The 16,132-nt window shown below is 52.0% G+C and carries 17 protein-coding genes; all 17 read left to right on the top strand.

Annotation, left to right across the window (positions count from 1 at the left end):
* The first annotated feature begins 22 nt into the window (after positions 1-22).
* Positions 23-460, top strand: a complete 438-nt coding sequence (locus VFS25_RS23875) for a 3-hydroxyacyl-ACP dehydratase (protein ID WP_326464698.1) — start codon at positions 23-25, stop codon at positions 458-460.
* 14 nt (positions 461-474) lie between these two features.
* Positions 475-1,116: a hypothetical protein gene (locus VFS25_RS23870; RefSeq protein ID WP_326464697.1), complete on the top strand. Its 642-nt coding sequence runs from the start codon at positions 475-477 to the stop codon at positions 1,114-1,116.
* A gap of 18 nt (positions 1,117-1,134) precedes the next feature.
* Positions 1,135-1,554, top strand: coding sequence for an acyl-CoA thioesterase (locus VFS25_RS23865; RefSeq protein WP_326464696.1), 420 nt, complete (start codon positions 1,135-1,137; stop codon positions 1,552-1,554).
* On the top strand, positions 1,527-2,696 hold the full coding sequence (locus tag VFS25_RS23860) for a beta-ketoacyl-[acyl-carrier-protein] synthase family protein (RefSeq protein ID WP_326464695.1): 1,170 nt from the start codon (positions 1,527-1,529) through the stop codon (positions 2,694-2,696). Before VFS25_RS23865 ends, VFS25_RS23860 begins: the two co-directional genes overlap by 28 nt.
* Before the next feature lie 40 nt (positions 2,697-2,736).
* On the top strand, positions 2,737-3,804 hold the full coding sequence (locus VFS25_RS23855; RefSeq protein ID WP_326464694.1) for a class I SAM-dependent methyltransferase: 1,068 nt from the start codon (positions 2,737-2,739) through the stop codon (positions 3,802-3,804).
* A 10-nt stretch (positions 3,805-3,814) separates the two neighbouring features.
* A complete protein-coding gene (locus VFS25_RS23850; RefSeq protein WP_326464693.1) occupies positions 3,815-5,080 on the top strand; it encodes an NAD(P)/FAD-dependent oxidoreductase in 1,266 nt (421 codons plus the stop codon).
* A gap of 22 nt (positions 5,081-5,102) precedes the next feature.
* The gene (locus tag VFS25_RS23845; RefSeq protein WP_326464692.1) at positions 5,103-5,702 is read left to right on the top strand and encodes a hypothetical protein; all 600 of its coding nucleotides are present in this window, start codon (positions 5,103-5,105) and stop codon (positions 5,700-5,702) included.
* Positions 5,671-5,985 carry a phosphopantetheine-binding protein gene (locus tag VFS25_RS23840; RefSeq protein WP_326464756.1) on the top strand — a complete coding sequence of 105 codons (315 nt, stop codon included), beginning with the start codon at positions 5,671-5,673 and terminating at the stop codon, positions 5,983-5,985. Before VFS25_RS23845 ends, VFS25_RS23840 begins: the two co-directional genes overlap by 32 nt.
* Entirely contained in the window at positions 5,982-7,181 is a 1,200-nt protein-coding gene (locus VFS25_RS23835; RefSeq protein WP_326464691.1) for a beta-ketoacyl-[acyl-carrier-protein] synthase family protein, read from the top strand. The genes VFS25_RS23840 and VFS25_RS23835 overlap by 4 nt, the downstream gene beginning before the upstream one ends.
* 30 nt (positions 7,182-7,211) lie before the next feature.
* Complete coding sequence (locus tag VFS25_RS23830; protein WP_326464690.1) at positions 7,212-8,279, top strand: beta-ketoacyl synthase N-terminal-like domain-containing protein; 1,068 nt, start codon at positions 7,212-7,214, stop codon at positions 8,277-8,279.
* Positions 8,280-8,284: 5 nt separating this feature from the next.
* A complete protein-coding gene (locus VFS25_RS23825; RefSeq protein WP_326464689.1) occupies positions 8,285-9,058 on the top strand; it encodes a polysaccharide deacetylase family protein in 774 nt (257 codons plus the stop codon).
* Positions 9,051-9,680, top strand: coding sequence for an outer membrane lipoprotein carrier protein LolA (locus VFS25_RS23820; RefSeq protein ID WP_326464688.1), 630 nt, complete (start codon positions 9,051-9,053; stop codon positions 9,678-9,680). Before VFS25_RS23825 ends, VFS25_RS23820 begins: the two co-directional genes overlap by 8 nt.
* Positions 9,658-10,338, top strand: a complete 681-nt coding sequence (locus VFS25_RS23815; protein ID WP_326464687.1) for a hypothetical protein — start codon at positions 9,658-9,660, stop codon at positions 10,336-10,338. Before VFS25_RS23820 ends, VFS25_RS23815 begins: the two co-directional genes overlap by 23 nt.
* Entirely contained in the window at positions 10,338-10,709 is a 372-nt protein-coding gene (locus VFS25_RS23810; protein WP_326464686.1) for a 3-hydroxyacyl-ACP dehydratase, read from the top strand. Before VFS25_RS23815 ends, VFS25_RS23810 begins: the two co-directional genes overlap by 1 nt.
* Positions 10,709-11,878 carry a DUF2062 domain-containing protein gene (locus VFS25_RS23805; protein ID WP_326464685.1) on the top strand — a complete coding sequence of 390 codons (1,170 nt, stop codon included), beginning with the start codon at positions 10,709-10,711 and terminating at the stop codon, positions 11,876-11,878. The genes VFS25_RS23810 and VFS25_RS23805 overlap by 1 nt, the downstream gene beginning before the upstream one ends.
* The gene (locus VFS25_RS23800) at positions 11,871-15,737 is read left to right on the top strand and encodes a 1-acyl-sn-glycerol-3-phosphate acyltransferase (RefSeq protein WP_326464684.1); all 3,867 of its coding nucleotides are present in this window, start codon (positions 11,871-11,873) and stop codon (positions 15,735-15,737) included. The genes VFS25_RS23805 and VFS25_RS23800 overlap by 8 nt, the downstream gene beginning before the upstream one ends.
* Before the next feature lie 179 nt (positions 15,738-15,916).
* The coding region (locus tag VFS25_RS23795; protein ID WP_326464683.1) for an NAD(P)-binding protein at positions 15,917-16,132 on the top strand (216 nt) is incomplete at its 3' end.

Below are 16,132 nucleotides of genomic sequence, written 5' to 3'. Positions count from 1 at the left end.
CATAATTGATAATTAACTGCTAATGATAACAAAAGGTGTAATGTTCATTCATACAGATCATATTATACATTATATCCCTCAAAGGGCGCCCTTTGTAATGGTCACAGGTATACTGGAAGCAGAAGGGCCGCTTACCCGCAGCGGGCTGCAGATTGACCCCGATAATATTTTCGTGAAAGACGGTGTGTTTACACCGCCGGGCCTTATGGAAAACATAGCACAAACAGCCGCTGCCCGTGCCGGTTACCAGGCCATGCAGCAAAATACGCCGGTGCCTATGGGCTATATTGGCGCAGTGAAAGACCTGGAAATATTTGAGCTGCCCCCCGCGGGCGCCTTTATTGAAACCACTACAGAAGTAGGGCATGAGGTGTTCAACGCTACCATGGTAACCGGTAAGGTAACCCTCAACGGCAGGCTGGTGGCCCAATGCGAAATGAAGATTTTCATAACCCCCTAAATACTGTTATTGTTATGCAACAACAATCCGTTACGCAAAAAAGTTTGTTTGTAATGTTTGCCGCCCTGCTGTTTGCTGTAAGCGCACAGGCGCAAACCCTCAGGGAATTTTTCTCTTCCGGCGCACCCCTTACTTACCTGGGCATTGATTTTACCCAGGCAAAGGTAATAGGAGAGCAGGTAGCGGATGCCAATGATATGCGTGACCGCGCTTTCCCATCCATTAACAGCGTAGTAGTGAACGAGCCTAAGAAATACGATATTGCCGGCGCTTTCCATACCCAGGTTACTACCGACCTTTCGCTGGTGAACAAGCACAACGAAACCATCAACACCGCAAACCTGAAATCAGATAATGCCGCGGATTACAACCACCTGCAGCCTGCTGACGTAGAAAAGGTGGTAAAAGGCTATAATTTCAACGGTAAAAAAGGCGTGGCCCTGCTGTTTGTAATGGATGGTATGAGCAAAGCGGAAAAAGCAGCCACCATGTATGTAACGTTAATAGATATGGGCGCTAAAAAGGTGCTGCTCTCGGAAAAAATGGAAGGCAAGGCGCAGGGTTTCGGCTTCCGTAACTACTGGGCCTATACTATACATAAAGTGCTGGAAGATGTGGAAAAACATAAGTATAAAGAGTGGAAGGCAAAGCGTTAATTGTGTAAAGCATAAAGCATGGAGTTAACAGAGCGGGCTAACATACTGGTGAAGTTCAATGAAGCAGATCCGTTGGGTATTGTATGGCACGGGCATTATGTACGTTATTTTGAAGATGGACGGGAAGCGTTTGGCGAAAAATACGGTCTGCGCTATCTCGATATTTTTAATCATGGCTATACAGTGCCGGTAGTAAAAGTGGAATGCAATTACAAACGCTCGCTCCGGTATGGCGACCGGGTAATCGTGGAAGTGAAGTATGAAGATACGCCCGCTGCCAAAATTAAATTCACGTACCGCCTGTATAACCCCGCCACCGGCGAGCTGGTGGCGGATGGGTCGTCCGTACAGGTGTTCCTTGATACGGCCACTTCCTCCTTACAGCTCTCCATTCCTCCTTTTTTTGAAGCATGGAAGAAACAGTGGGGTTTATTATGAGCAAGGTATATGTAATAGCGGATAATATTACAGCGCCCCTGGGCCGTACCGCCGCCGCAAATTTTGCAACGGTGCGCCAGGGCCATAGCGGTATACGGCTGCATAATGATCCGTTGTTATCACCTGCTGCTTTTTATGCCGCCATGATGGCCCCCGGCCAGCTGGAGGAGTATGGCGGTAGTAACCTGCAGGAATATACGAAGTTTGAACAGCTGCTGATATTGTCCGTACAGGAAGCATTGGCGCAAACCAATATAGATATTACAGATGGGCGCACCGCGTTCATTGTATCAACTACAAAAGGAAATATAGCGCTGCTGGAGCAACAGCCGGCGCAGCCGCCCCTGGCGCAAATGGAGCTGTTCGCAACGGCTAAAAAGGTGGCGGAATATTTCCATTACCATGCAGCGCCGCTGGTGGTAAGCAATGCCTGCATATCCGGCCTGCTGGCCATTTTAACGGCCCGCCGCCTCATTGCTGCCGGCAGGTACGACCATGCCGTGGTAACCGGGGCCGATGTGCTTACGCAGTTTGTATTGTCCGGCTTTCAGTCGTTCCAGGCCATAAGCCCCGAGCCCTGCCGCCCGTTTGACGCAGCGCGTAAAGGCGTTACCCTGGGCGAAGGCGCTGCCACGGTAATACTCAGCAATCGGCAGGCCCTGGCGCCGGCCAATGCAGTAATGGTAAATGCCGGTGCTGTGAGTAACGATGCCAACCACATTTCCGGGCCCTCCCGTACCGGCGCGGAACTGGGTATGGCCATGCGGCAGGCTATGCTCAACAGCGGGCTTACCCCGGCAGATATAGGCTTTGTATCTGCCCACGGCACAGCCACCCCGTATAACGATGAAATGGAGGCCAAAGCCCTGCACCTGGCCGGTTTGCAGCACACGCCGGTAAGCAGCATTAAAGGCTATTACGGCCATACGCTGGGCGCCGCGGGGTTAATAGAAGCCATCATAGGCATGCATGCGCTGCGGCAGCAGGTAATTATACCCACCCTGGGTTTTGAAACGCTGGGCGTAAGCCTGCCCGTGAAGGTAAGCAGCACATTGGAGCAGCAGCCCATGCAGCATTACCTGAAAACAGTATCAGGGTTCGGCGGGTGTAATGCGGCAATGGTATTTTCAAAAACAGCTTAGCAATTCAGCGATACAGGATCATAGATCGTAAATCATAACAATGGAATTTTTCACCAAAGAAACAAAAACAGCATTGCAGGCCAAGGAAGCGGCCCTGCAGCTGGCATTTGCTCCCATCGCTTTCCAGGCAACAAGGGCCCTGCGGGATTTTGGCATCCTGAAGCTGGTGAGCAAAAGCGGCGCCAACGGCCTTACCATTGACGAGATCATGCAGGAGGTAAAGCTGTCGCGCTACGCCATCCGCGTGCTGCTCGAAGCAGGCCTGGGCATGGAGCTGCTGATTGTTAACAATAAAAGATATTCCCTTACCAAAACAGGATATTTCATTGAGCACGACCAGCTTACCCGTATTAACATGGATTTTGTGCAGGACATCTGCTACAAAGGCATGTACCACCTGAAAGACAGCCTGCAGGAGGGCCGCCCTGCCGGCTTAAAGGAGCTGGGCCCCTGGGACACCATTTACCCCGGCCTGCCGCTGCTGCCGCCCGAAATAGGTAAAAGCTGGTTCGACTTTGACCACTATTATTCCGACCTGGCCTTTCCGCAGGCGCTGCCCATTGTATTTGCAGATAAGCCGCGCCGCCTGCTGGACATCGGCGGCAACACCGGTAAGTGGACACTGGCCAGCACGGCCTATGATAAAGAAGTGCAGGTAACCATGTTTGACCTGCCCGGCGAAATAGCCATTGCGCAGCAACGCGTGCAGGAGGCCGGCGTGGCGGACCGCGTATCTTTTCATGAAGCCAACATCCTGGATGAAAGCCTGCCTTTTCCGCAGGGCTTTGACGTGATCTGGATGAGCCAGTTCCTGGATTGTTTTTCCGAACCGGAAATAGAGTCAATATTAAAACGCTGCCGCGAAGCGCTTACGCCTAACGGCGCCATTTTTATACTGGAGCCGTTCTGGAACCGGCAGGTATTTAAATCAGCCGCTTTTTGCCTGCAGCAAACCTCGCTGTACTTTACCGCTATGGCCAATGGCAACAGCCAGATGTACCATACCGATGAATTTTTCCAGTGTATAGAAAATGCGGGGCTAAAGGTGGTGGATGAAAATAACCAGGTAGGGTTAAGCTATACGTTATTAAAGTGTATAAAAGCATAAACATTTATAAATGAAAACAGAACAGGTGGATGTGCTGGTAATTGGCGCCGGCCCTGCGGGCACGGTGGCCGCATCCATTATTCATCAGGCAGGGTACAAAGTAAAGATCGTGGAAAAGCAGAAATTTCCACGCTTTGTAATCGGTGAAAGCCTGCTGCCCCGCAGCATGGAGGCCCTGGACGAAGCCGGCTTCATTCCCGCCATCAAACAAAAGGGCTTCCAGGAAAAATCCGGGGCCAAGTTTGTAAAAGGGAACGCCGTGTGTGATTTTACCTTTAAGGAGCAGTACACCTCCGGGTGGAACTGGACCTGGCAGGTAACCCGCGCCGATTTTGATAAAACCCTGGCCGACACCTGTGAAAGCATGGGCATACCCATCGCATACGAAACTACGGTAACTGCTATACGCTTTAACGGGCAGGATAGCGTAACCACCGTGGAAGATGCGCAGGGCAACAGCAGCGAAATACAGGCCCGCTTTATAGTGGATGGCAGCGGTTACGGCCGGGTAATACCCCGCCTGTTCAACCTGGAAAAACATTCCATGATGCAGCCGCGCAGAGCGCTGTTTGCACATACCAATGATGTACGCCGCTCCATGGCCGACGAGCCTAACCGCATTACAGCCGTAGTGCACCAGAAAGGCGTATGGATCTGGATCATCCCATTTGCCACCGGCATAACTTCCCTTGGCTTTGTAGGCAATCCTGAGTTTTTTGATCAATACCCGGGTACGCCCGAGCAGCAGTACCGCGCCCTGCTGGAGGCGGAACCTTATACGCGCGAACGTTTCCGCGATGTGGAGCTGGTATTTGAGCCCCGCGTGCTGCAGTCATGGTCCGCTACCACAGATAAATTTTATGGTGATGGTTTTGTGCTTACCGGCAACGTAACGGAATTCCTGGACCCCATTTTTTCATCCGGCGTAACTTTGGCCTGTGTTTCCAGCCAAACAGCCGCCAAGCTGGTTATCCGCAAGCTGAAAGGAGAGGCGGTAGACTGGGAGGCCGGGTACATGGCGCCTACCCTGCAGGGGGTTAATACCTTCCGTTCCTATGTAATGGCCTGGTATGAGGGTACGCTTGATACCATTTTCTTTAAGGAAAATCCGGACCCGAAGGTAAAGCAGCAGATATGCTCTGTGCTGGCAGGGTACGTATGGGATATGAGCAATCCGTTTGTAAAGGAGCATGATACGGCTTTGAAAAGGCTGGCGCGCACCATTGAGCTGAGAACAAAAATAGATAAACTGAATAGCGAGCTTGAACAACAGTAACGCATATATTACCGCAAGCTGTGTGATCAGGGATCAGCAGGTGTACCGCAACGGCAGCCTGCTGTGGCAGCACACGCCGGCTGTGGAGCTGCAGGATTTCCTGCGCAGGGGCTACGACCGTTTTTCCGGCCAGTACCCCAAGTTCCATAAAATGGACCCGCTCAGCAAGCTGGGATGGCTGGCGGCAGAAGTGCTGCTGAACGCCGCGCCGGTAGAGGATCACTTGCCGGAGCAGGTAGCAGTGGTGCTCAGCAACCGCAGCGCCAGCCTTGATACGGACCTGCGTTACTATAATACTGTAAAGGATATTCCCAGTCCCGCGCTGTTTGTATATACTTTGCCCAATATTGTAATAGGCGAAATATGCATACGGCACGGCTTTAAGGGAGAGCATATTTTTTTTACCACCGGCAGCTTTGATGCACAGCTGGTAAGCAGCTATGCCGGCCTGCTGCTGAGCGGCGGACTGGCTACCGCCTGCATTTGCGGTTGGGTAGAGGTGATGGACCAGCAGTATGAGGCGGCATTGTTCATGATAGAGCGGCAGCAGCGGGAGGGCAGCGCCCTTTTTACTGCAGATGCGATAATGGATATTTACCGGCAGCCGGCGGTTAAAATTTAAAATTACTTGTGTTTATACTATGGAAAAATTGATGGCGGATCTGAAAACGCAGATCATTGAGCAGCTGAACCTGCAGGAAGTAAAGCCTGAAGATATAGGAAATGATCAGCCTTTGTTCAAAGAAGGGCTGGGGCTCGACTCCATTGACGCCCTGGAGCTGATTGTACTGCTGCAGCAGCACTACGGCATCCGCATTGCCAACCCCGAGCAGGGACCGGAAATATTTTATTCCGTGCGCAGCATGGCCGAATATATCACCGCTAATCAAAAGCAACCGGGATGAGTGAGCCGGTATGGATAGCGGGTGGCGGCGTTATTTGCGGTATAGGCGCCAGCCTGCCGGACTGCCTGGAGGCTTTTCGCCGTATGCAGCCCGGTATGGATGATGTGCAGTACCTGCATACCGCGCACCGCGGCGTATTTCCCGTAGCGGAAGTGAAGGCTGATAATGCTGCGCTGGCAGCGCGGGCTGGCATGCCCGCACACATCAGCAGAACAGCTTTGTTGAGTAAAATTGCTGCCCGGGAAGCCTGGGACAGCACCGGCCTGGGAAATATTGCGCAATACCGTGCAGGCTTTGTGTCTGCCAACACCGTTGGCGGCATGGACAAAACAGAAGATTTTTTTGCCGCCTACCTGCAGGACCCGCGTAAAGGCCGTTTACAGCAGGTAGTGCATCATGAATGCGGCAGCGTTACAGAGCTGGTAGCAGACAGCATGGGCATCCGGCATCATGTATCTACGATCAGCACCGCCTGCTCATCCGGCGCCAATGCGTTAATGTATGGCGCGCGCCTGATCCGTAATAACATCGTGGATATTGTATTAGCAGGCGGCACGGACGCGCTTACACGTTTTACGCTCAATGGCTTTAACACGCTTATGATACTGGACCAGCAGCCCTGCCGGCCGTTTGACGATACCCGTGCGGGCCTTAACCTGGGCGAAGGCGCAGGTTACGTGGTGCTGGTAAGCGACGCCGTTGCTAAGCGCCTGCCCAATGGGCCCTGGTGCCGGCTAAGCGGTTATGCCAATACCAGCGATGCGTACCATCAAACCGCTTCTTCACCGGAGGGCACCGGTAATTACCTGGCCATGAAAGGCGCGCTGGATATGAGCGGGCTGCAGCCGGCGGATATTGCCTACATTAACCTGCACGGCACCGGCACACAAAACAATGACTCGTCCGAAGCAAAAGCTATTGAACGTTTGTTTGCGCCGCATTACCCGGTGGTTAGCTCCACCAAATCATTCACCGGCCATACGCTGGGCGCCAGCGGCGGCATAGAGGCGGTGTTTACAGCGCTGGCCGCGCAGCAGGGCATTATCTATCCCAATGCACGGTTTACCACGCCCATGAAGGAGTGGCCGGTAGCGCCTGTTACCACGTTTTCAAGCGGTAACAGGCTGGCGCATGTAATGTCTAACTCCTTTGGGTTTGCAGGCAATTGTTCCAGCCTGGTATTTTCAAAGGAGTAGTAACAGAATTAATAATTATTAACACTTAGTATGAACATATATATCCAGGGTATGGGTTGTGTATCACCGCAGCAAACTGCGGGGGAAGGCCCGTTCCTGGCGCCGGTACGCGGGTATGAAGGCAACCGCCTCAAAGTGGTTGACCCGGATTATAAGCAGTGGATAGCCGATGCCAATATGATGCGCCGCATGGGCCGCGTTGTGAAAATGGGCATTGCAGCGGCCCGGCTAAGCATGCAGCAGGCGGGAATAGCCATGCCGGATGCCATTATCACCGGCACCGCATACGGCTGCCTGGCCGATACCGGTGTTTTCCTCACCCGCATGATACAGGGAGCGGAAAAATCACTGTCGCCCACACCGTTCATACAGTCAACACATAACACCGTGAGCGGGCAGATAGCGCTGTTGCTCGGCTGCCATGCCTACAACAGCACATTTGTGCATAAGGGCTTTTCTTTTGAAAGCGCGCTGCTCGACAGCATCATGATACTACGGGAAAACGCCGCGCAGCAGGTACTAACCGGCGGTGTGGATGAGATTACAGATCACAGCCATGCCATTTTATCCCGCTTTGGATTATACAAGCAGGAGGCCATAAGTAATACCACGCTGCTGCAAAGCAGCACGCACGGCACCATTGCAGGGGAAGGCGCTGCCTTTTTTGTGCTGGGTGCTGAAAAGGGCGCGCGTACCGTAGCCCGCCTAACCGGCCTGGCCACGGTATACAAACCGGCATCCGAACAGGAGGTAAGCGGCGCCATACAGGATTTTCTGGCAACGCACGGGCTAAGCGCTGCAGATATTGACCTGCTGGTGGCCGGGCGTAACGGCAATGTGCGGGAAGACGCGGGCTATACCCGCCTGGCGGCAACTTTGTTTCCGCAAACACCCGTGGCTGCCTTTAAGCACCTGTGCGGCGAGTACCCTACTGCCAGCGCATTTGCTACCTGGCTGGCGGCCGGCATGCTGCGGCAGCAACAGGTACCGGCCGGTGTGCTGTACAGCGGCGCCGCGCCGCGGCAGCTGAACAGGATATTAATTTATAACCGGTACCAGGGCACGCACCATGCCATGGCATTGTTGGAAAAAGCATAGATATCTTGTTATACCGCGTTACCAATATCACCACTTTTTTACTGCTGGCAGGGCTGCTTTGCCTGCACAACTTATGGCAGCCCGTGGCCTGGTGGATATTTGCGGTATTACTGGTCGTATATACCTTACTGTTAGTATGGGGCTCCATGGATATTGCCGCCGGGTTTTATATGCCGGTTACCTGCAGCGTGCAAACGCGGCAAAAGGTGGTGGCCCTCACCTTTGATGATGGCCCCCTGCGGGACTTTACGCCGCAGGTGCTGGATATACTGCAGGCCCATAAAGTGCCGGCAGCCTTTTTCTGCATTGGAAAAAACATACCGGGCAATGCCGCCATACTGCAACGGGCACACGAAGAGGGCCATCTGCTGGGCAACCACAGCTATACCCATCATTTCTGGTTCGACCTGTTTGGGCCGGCCCGTATGCTGGCAGAGCTGCGGCAAACAGACGATGCGGTGCAGCAGGTAACAGGCCTGCGCCCGCGGTTCTTTCGCCCCCCATACGGCGTTACCAATCCTAATCTGAAAAAAGCAGTGCAAAGGGGCGGCTATTTTCCGCTGGGCTGGAACATACGCTCACTGGACACCGTGATTAAGGAAGAAAGCCCGCTGCTGGAGCGCATTACCAGCCAACTGAAGCCCGGCAGCATTATTTTGCTGCACGATAGCGCTGCGGTAACCGTGCAGGTATTACCTGCGTTAATAGCGTACCTGCACAACAGCGGCTATACTATTGAAAGAGTTGATAAAATGTTAAATATACCTGCTTATGCGTAGATGGATGTTACTGGCTTGTTGTGTGAGTGTGCTGCATGTATATGCGCAAACCGGTTTTAAACCAGTGGCGGATGCAGTTGCCTTTAAACAGCAGTTTGCCAAAACCTCGCAAAATACGCAATCCATACAGGCGGATTTTGTACAGGAAAAGAACCTCAGCATGCTGGCGGACAAGATTGTTTCCAAGGGAAAATTCTGGTTCCGTAAAGAGAACAAGGTGCGTATGGAGTACCTGCAGCCATCGTACTACCTGATGGTGATGAATGGTAAAGACATTATTACCAAAGACGGGCAAAAGCAAAACCGGGTAAGCACCAGGGGCAATAAGCTGTTTGAGCAGATTAACCGCATCACCGTGGATTGTGTACAGGGCAATGTGTTTAACAACCCCGACTTTACCACCAAAGTGCTGGAAAATAGCCAGTATTACAAGCTGGAAATGACACCTGTATCAAAAGCCCTGCAGCAGTACTTTACAACCATTGAGCTGCTGGTGGATAAGAAAGATTTTTCTGTTTCCTCCATTGAAATGCTGGAGGCTGGCGGGGATAATACCATTATCCGCTTTTTGCATAAACAGGTAAATATAAATATACCGGATGCTGTATTTGCTGTTAAATAGTGTGCGCAAATGCCCGGGCCATGGCAAAGCAAAGCTGCCGGCCGGCGGCTTTTACGTGTTGCTGGTTTGCACGCTGTTGCTGGGCGGGTGCGCATCTGCCTACCGGCACCTGCAGCCGGGCAGCGGCAGCGCGGATTGTATTACACAGTTCCGCCCGCAATTCACCAATACGCTGTACAGCACGCAGGTAAACGTGCTGAAACATCACCTTAGCGGGCTGCTGTTCTTTAAGCAAATGCCCGACAGCAGCCTCCGGGTAGTATTTGCCAATGAAATGGGGTTTAAGTTTTTTGATTTTGAGTTTACCAAAGACAGCGGTTTTGTAAAACATTACATGCTGCCCAAAATGGATAAGAAAGCAGTTGTTAAAACGCTGCGCAACGATTTTGAGCTGGTGCTGATGCGCGCCAGCCTTTCACAGGCCAGGGTTTTGCAGGACAGCGGGTACCGGTATGTTGCCATTCCCACCGCCAAAGGCAACAATTATTATATTACAGATGCGGCCTGCACCCGGTTGGAGCGGATAGAAAAATCATCGAAGCGCAAACCTGTTGTAAAGGTGTGGATGCGGCATTACGTGCAGAATGTGCCGGATACTATCCTGATACAGCACCAGCACTTTAAATTCAATATTTCACTACAACGTGTTCAAAAATAATGTTGGAAGGAAGCTTTTATACAATTACACAATCAGCGCAAACAGGCGCCTCATTTGAAGCGGTGCTGGCGCTGAACGCAGCACACCCGGTGTTTGAAGGGCATTTTCCCGGCCAGCCGGTAGTGCCGGGCGTATGTATGATGCAAACCATACAGGAGCTGCTGGAAAAAAGCCTGCAGCAGAAAGTATTGCTGCAAAAGGCCACTAACATGAAGTTCCTGGTAATGATAAATCCCGTGGTGCAGCCGCAGGTAACCGTTGCCCTGCAATATACCTTGCTGCCGGATAATATAGTGAAGGTGAATGCAAGCATTAAGCATGACAGCACCATTTTCATGAAGTTCCAGGGAACATTTTTAATTACGGATTAGTGAATTACAACACCGCACCACATATCGCTGTTCTCATTCCCACTTACAATAACGCCGCTACCCTGGGGCAGGTGTTGGAAGATGTGCTGTCCTGTACCCCGCATGTGATTGTGGTGAATGACGGCAGCACAGATAATACTACCGGAGTGCTGGACCGGTTTCCGGCGGTACAGCAGGTAACGTATAATCCTAACCGTGGTAAAGGTATTGCCCTGCGCAGGGGCTTTCAGTACGCCCGGCAGCAGGGGTATGAATATGTGATCACCATGGATGCGGACGGGCAGCATTTCGCCTCCGACCTGCAGGCGTTCATGAACAGGCTGGAAACCGAAAAAGACGCTATACTTATTGGCGCCCGCAATTTGCAGCAGGAAAATATGCCCGGCAAAAACTCTTTTGCCAATAAATTTTCCAACTTCTGGTTTTGGGTTGAAACAGGCATAAGGGCTCCCGATACACAATCGGGCTACCGCTTATACCCGGTACGGCTGCTGGAGCCTATCCGTTTCTGGTGTACCCGTTATGAGTTTGAGGTAGAGGTGCTGGTGCGCAGCGCCTGGCGCGGTATTAAAATAAACTGGCTGCCGGTACAGGTATATTACCCGCCGGCAGAGGAGCGGGTATCGCATTTCCGTCCTTTCCGCGATTTTTCCCGCATCAGCGTGCTGAATACAGTGCTGGTGCTTATTACCCTGCTGTACATTAAGCCGCGTGACTTCATCCGTTTTCTTTTAAAAAAAGAAAGCTGGCAATGGTTGTGGAAAGAGGTGCTGCTGAACCCGCGGGAGTCCAATGCTAAAAAAGCATGCGCTATCGGGTTAGGCGTTTTTATGGGCATTGTGCCCATCTGGGGTTTCCAGATGCTGGTGGCGTTGGCGCTGGCAGCTTACTTCCGTTTAAACAAGGCATTGGTGCTGATTGCCGCCAACATCAGCATACCGCCCATGATACCGGTAATTGTGTTCCTGAGCTTTCTGATGGGCCGTGTATGGGTACGTACGGGCGCCACATTCCTGGTATTCAGTAAGCACATTACCCAGGAAGATGTACGGCAGAACATTTTACAGTATTTATACGGCAGCGTAACCCTGGCAGTAGCTGCGGGGCTGATATTTGGATTGGCGGCTTATGTATTGCTGGCCATCTTCAGAAAACAAAAGCATGGGTAGTTTTTTTGTACATATCTATAACTTTTTTGCAGCGCGTAAAGCCTGGCTGTGGATCAGCGTGGTGGCTGTTTTCGCGCTTACCGGCTATTTTGCGTCGCGCATACGGCTGGAGGAGGATATTACCAAAATACTGCCGCAGGATAAAACGCTGGATAAGCTGCAGCAGGTATTTAACGACTCGCGTTTTGCAGACAAGCTGGTGCTCATGATCGGCCAGCGCGATACTACAGCCGCAGCGCAGCCCGATAGCCTTACCGGGTTTGCGGCAGCGCTTTCCGCCGGTTTTGCAGATACCGCCAACCCCTTACAGCCCTATATCAAACAGGTGCAGGGCCGCGTGGAAGATACCGCCATACTGGGGCTGATAGGCACCATACAGGCGCACCTGCCGGTATTCCTGGACGAAAAAGATTACCGCACCATTGACTCGCTGATACAGCCCCGGCGCCTGCACCAAACCCTGGAACATAATTATCAAACCTTAATATCGCCCGCCGGCCTGGTGCTCAAGAAAATGATACAGGCCGATCCGGTGGGCATGTCGTGGCAGGGCGTTAAAAAGCTGCAGCAGCTGCAGATAGATGAGCAGTATGAGCTGTATGATGGTTATATCATGACCAAAGACCACCGGCACCTGCTCATGTTCCTGTCGCCCGCCTATCCGCCCAATGCAACAGGAAAAAATGCAACATTTCTGAAGCTATTGCAGCAACAGCTGGCGGCCATGGAGCAGCAGCATGCTTACACAACCGCCGCTTTCTTTGGCGCTACTGCCGTATCAGAAGGTAATGCACAGCAGCTGCGCAAAGACACCCTGTTTACACAGGGCATTGCAGTGGTGCTGCTGGTGGTGCTCATAGCCCTGTTCTTCCGTAAAAAACGGGCGCCTGTACTGGTAATGTTACCCGTGGTTTTTGGCGCCCTGTTTTCACTGGCCTGCATTTACCTGCTGAAAGGCAGCCTGTCTGTTATTGCACTGGGGGCAGGCGCAGTGGTGCTGGGCATAGCAGTGAACTATTCGCTGCACGTATTTAACCACTACCGCCATTTGGGCGATATACGGGAAACCATACGCGACCTGGCCACGCCAATGACCATTGGCAGCTTCACTACTATTGGCGGTTTTTTGTGTTTGCAGTTTGTAGAGTCGCCCATGCTGAAAGATGTAGGGCTGTTTGCCGCGCTAAGCCTGGTAGGCGCCGCCTTGTTCTCGCTCATTTTTTTGCCGCACTGGATATTAACAAAGCAGCCCGCTGCCGCCGCCGCGCATTCCCGTACCTGGGTGGATAAGCTGGCGGCGTACCGGCCCGAGAAGAATAAATACCTGGTAGCAGGTATTGTGCTGCTTACCATCATATTTTTCTTTACCGCAGGCAAAGTAGGCTTTGAAAGCGACATGATGCGCATGAACTTCATGACGCCGGAGCTGAAAGTCGCAGAAGCAAAGCTGAACCGCCTGAGCGCCTATGCGGCGCAGTCGGTATACGTGGTAACAGAAGGCCGCACCCTGGAAGCAGCGCTGCAGGCCAATGAGCAAATGCTGCCGGTAGTGCAGCAATTACAGCGGCAGGGCATTGTAAAAAGATATGCAGGCGTTGGCAGCCTGCTGCTGTCGCAGCAGGAGCAGCAGGCCCGCATACGGCGCTGGCGGCAATACTGGACAACAGAAAAAAAACAGCAGCTGATCAGCAACCTGCAGCAACAGGGCCCTGCGCTCGGTTTTAAAGCCGCGGCCTTTGCGCCTTTCACGCAATGGCTGCAACAGGGCTTTAGCGTAATGTCTGCCGCAGATATGGCAGCCCTGCGCAACAGCTCCCTGGGCGATTATATTACGGAAAAGAAAGACCGCGTATCACTGGTAACCTTACTGAAAGTAGATCCGCAGCATAAAGCAGCCGTGTACAAGGCGCTGGCCGGGCAGCCGCATACTACTGTGCTGGATAAGCAATATGCCGCCAACCGCCTGGTGCAGGTGATCCGCAACGAGTTTAACAGCATTGCCTGGATGACCTCCCTGCTGGTGTTTTTTGCGCTGCTGATCTCCTACGGCCGTATAGAGCTGGCGCTGATCACCTTTATTCCCATGCTCGTGAGCTGGGTATGGATATTGGGTATCATGGGCATGTTTGGCATAGAGTTTAACATTGTAAACATTATTCTCAGCACCTTTATATTCGGCCTGGGTGATGATTACAGCATCTTTACAATGGATGGGCTGCTGCAGCAATACCGTACCGGTAAAGAGCAGCTGTCCTCTTTCCGTTCCTCCATCTTCCTCTCTGCCATTACCACCATACTGGGGCTGGGCGTGCTCATATTTGCCAAACATCCGTCGCTGCGTTCCATTGCGCTCATTTCCATGATCGGTATTGGCTGTGTGGTGCTCATATCACAGGTGCTGATACCGCTGCTTTTCAACTGGCTCATAACAGCCCGTACCCGCCGCGGCCGGGCGCCCTGGACGTTAAGCGGCTGGTGCATATCTGTATTTGCATTCACCTACTTTACCCTGGGCAGCTTTTTGCTCACTGCAGTAGGTTTTATATGCATACGCCTGAACCCTTTTAACAAACAAAAGGGCAAATACCTGTATCATGTATGCCTTTCGTGGTTCACCTGGTCGCAGCTGCACATTATGGGCAATGTAAAAAAACGCGTGGTGAACCCGCTGCATGAAAAGCTGGAGAAACCAGCGGTAATTATCAGCAACCATCAATCTTTCCTGGATATACTCATCTCTATTTCACTGCATCCCAAGGTAATACTGCTTACCAATGAATGGGTATGGCGCTCCCCGGTGTTTGGCGCCGTGGTGCGGCTGGCCGATTATTACCCGGTAGCAGAAGGGGCGGAGGCCAGTGTGGATAAGCTGCGCGGCCTGGTAGCGCAGGGATATTCCATAGTAGTATACCCCGAAGGCACCCGCTCACCCGATCCGGTGATCAAGCGTTTTCATAAAGGCGCCTTTTACCTGGCCGAGCAGCTGCAGCTGGATATACTGCCGGTGCTTATTCACGGTACCGCCTATACGATGAGCAAAAGCGATTTCCTGTTAAAGAACGGTGTGCTTACCGCGCAATACCTGCCCCGTATTACCCCGCAGGATAAAACCTGGGGAGAAGGATATGCGGCGCGCACCAAACAAATAAGCCGCTATTTTAAACAACAGTATGAGCAGCTGCGCCATTCTATAGAAACGCCTGCTTACTTCCGCGAGCAACTGGTCTATAATTACATTTATAAAGGCCCGGTGCTGGAATGGTACATGCGCATTAAAACCCGCATGGAAAACAATTACGCCCTGTTTCACCACCTGGTGCCGGAAAAGGGGTGTGTACTGGACATTGGCTGCGGTTATGGCTTTATGAGCTATATGCTGCACTTTCTTTCGCCGGCACGCGCCATTACCGGCGTGGATTATGATGAGGATAAAATAACCACTGCCAACCATTGCTACCTGAAAAATGATAAGGTGAATTTTGTGCATGCAGATGTGACGAACTACACATTTGACAGGCACGACGCCTTTATTATCAGCGATGTGCTGCATTACCTGCAGCCACAGGAGCAGGAGCAGCTGCTGCGGCGCTGCCTGCAGCAGCTGGAGCCGGGCGGGGTCATTATTGTGCGGGACGGCGATGCCGACATGGGTAAGCGCCATGAAGGCACCCGGCTCACGGAGTTTTTCAGCACACGTTTACTGGGATTTAATAAAACAAAACAACAGCTGTCCTTTTTCTCCGGCCAGCGCCTGAAACAGTTGATTGAGCAAATGGGAGCCAGCCTGGAACAGATAGACAATACGAAGTACACGTCTAACGTAATATTTGTGATCAAACAAAATGGAATTACGGATTAGTTAATTACGGATTACGAATGGGATGCAGCGGCTTAATGCAGAACGTTTAACGCAAAGTGTTTAATGCGTAACGCTAAAAGCTAATTGCTAACTGCTAATTGCTTTCGCCACTAACCTGCAATCCCATCGCTCTTAATTCGTAATTCGTAATTGAGTAATCCGTAATTAAACAAAGTCTTATGCAATACGATGTAGCCATAATCGGTAGCGGGCTCGGAGGCCTGGTTTGCGGCGCTTTATTAAGCCGTAACGGGTATCGTGTTGCAGTGTTTGAAAAGAACAAACAGATCGGCGGCTGCCTGCAAACCTATGTACGTAACCGCGTGATCTTTGACTCCGGCGTACATTATATAGGTGGCCTGGGCGAAGGACGCGCGCTGAACCGCATATTCCAC

The organism is Chitinophaga sp., from assembly GCF_035761305.1.
Taxonomy (GTDB): domain Bacteria; phylum Bacteroidota; class Bacteroidia; order Chitinophagales; family Chitinophagaceae; genus Chitinophaga.
The sequence above is the reverse complement of the archived record's forward strand: the minus strand, read 5'-3'. Positions and strand labels throughout refer to the sequence as shown.

Excerpts from the sequence above, each read along its gene's own strand:
- VFS25_RS23820 (WP_326464688.1), top strand. The coding sequence starts at position 9,051 with ATGCGTAGATGGATGTTACTGGCTTGTTGTGTGAGTGTGCTGCATGTA.
- VFS25_RS23815 (WP_326464687.1), top strand. The coding sequence starts at position 9,658 with ATGCTGTATTTGCTGTTAAATAGTGTGCGCAAATGCCCGGGCCATGGC.
- VFS25_RS23810 (WP_326464686.1), top strand. The coding sequence starts at position 10,338 with ATGTTGGAAGGAAGCTTTTATACAATTACACAATCAGCGCAAACAGGC.
- VFS25_RS23865 (WP_326464696.1), top strand. The coding sequence starts at position 1,135 with ATGGAGTTAACAGAGCGGGCTAACATACTGGTGAAGTTCAATGAAGCA.
- VFS25_RS23855 (WP_326464694.1), top strand. The coding sequence starts at position 2,737 with ATGGAATTTTTCACCAAAGAAACAAAAACAGCATTGCAGGCCAAGGAA.
- VFS25_RS23830 (WP_326464690.1), top strand. The coding sequence starts at position 7,212 with ATGAACATATATATCCAGGGTATGGGTTGTGTATCACCGCAGCAAACT.
- VFS25_RS23800 (WP_326464684.1), top strand. The coding sequence starts at position 11,871 with ATGGGTAGTTTTTTTGTACATATCTATAACTTTTTTGCAGCGCGTAAA.
- VFS25_RS23835 (WP_326464691.1), top strand. The coding sequence starts at position 5,982 with ATGAGTGAGCCGGTATGGATAGCGGGTGGCGGCGTTATTTGCGGTATA.
- VFS25_RS23870 (WP_326464697.1), top strand. The coding sequence starts at position 475 with ATGCAACAACAATCCGTTACGCAAAAAAGTTTGTTTGTAATGTTTGCC.
- VFS25_RS23875 (WP_326464698.1), top strand. The coding sequence starts at position 23 with ATGATAACAAAAGGTGTAATGTTCATTCATACAGATCATATTATACAT.
- VFS25_RS23850 (WP_326464693.1), top strand. The coding sequence starts at position 3,815 with ATGAAAACAGAACAGGTGGATGTGCTGGTAATTGGCGCCGGCCCTGCG.
- VFS25_RS23860 (WP_326464695.1), top strand. The coding sequence starts at position 1,527 with ATGGAAGAAACAGTGGGGTTTATTATGAGCAAGGTATATGTAATAGCG.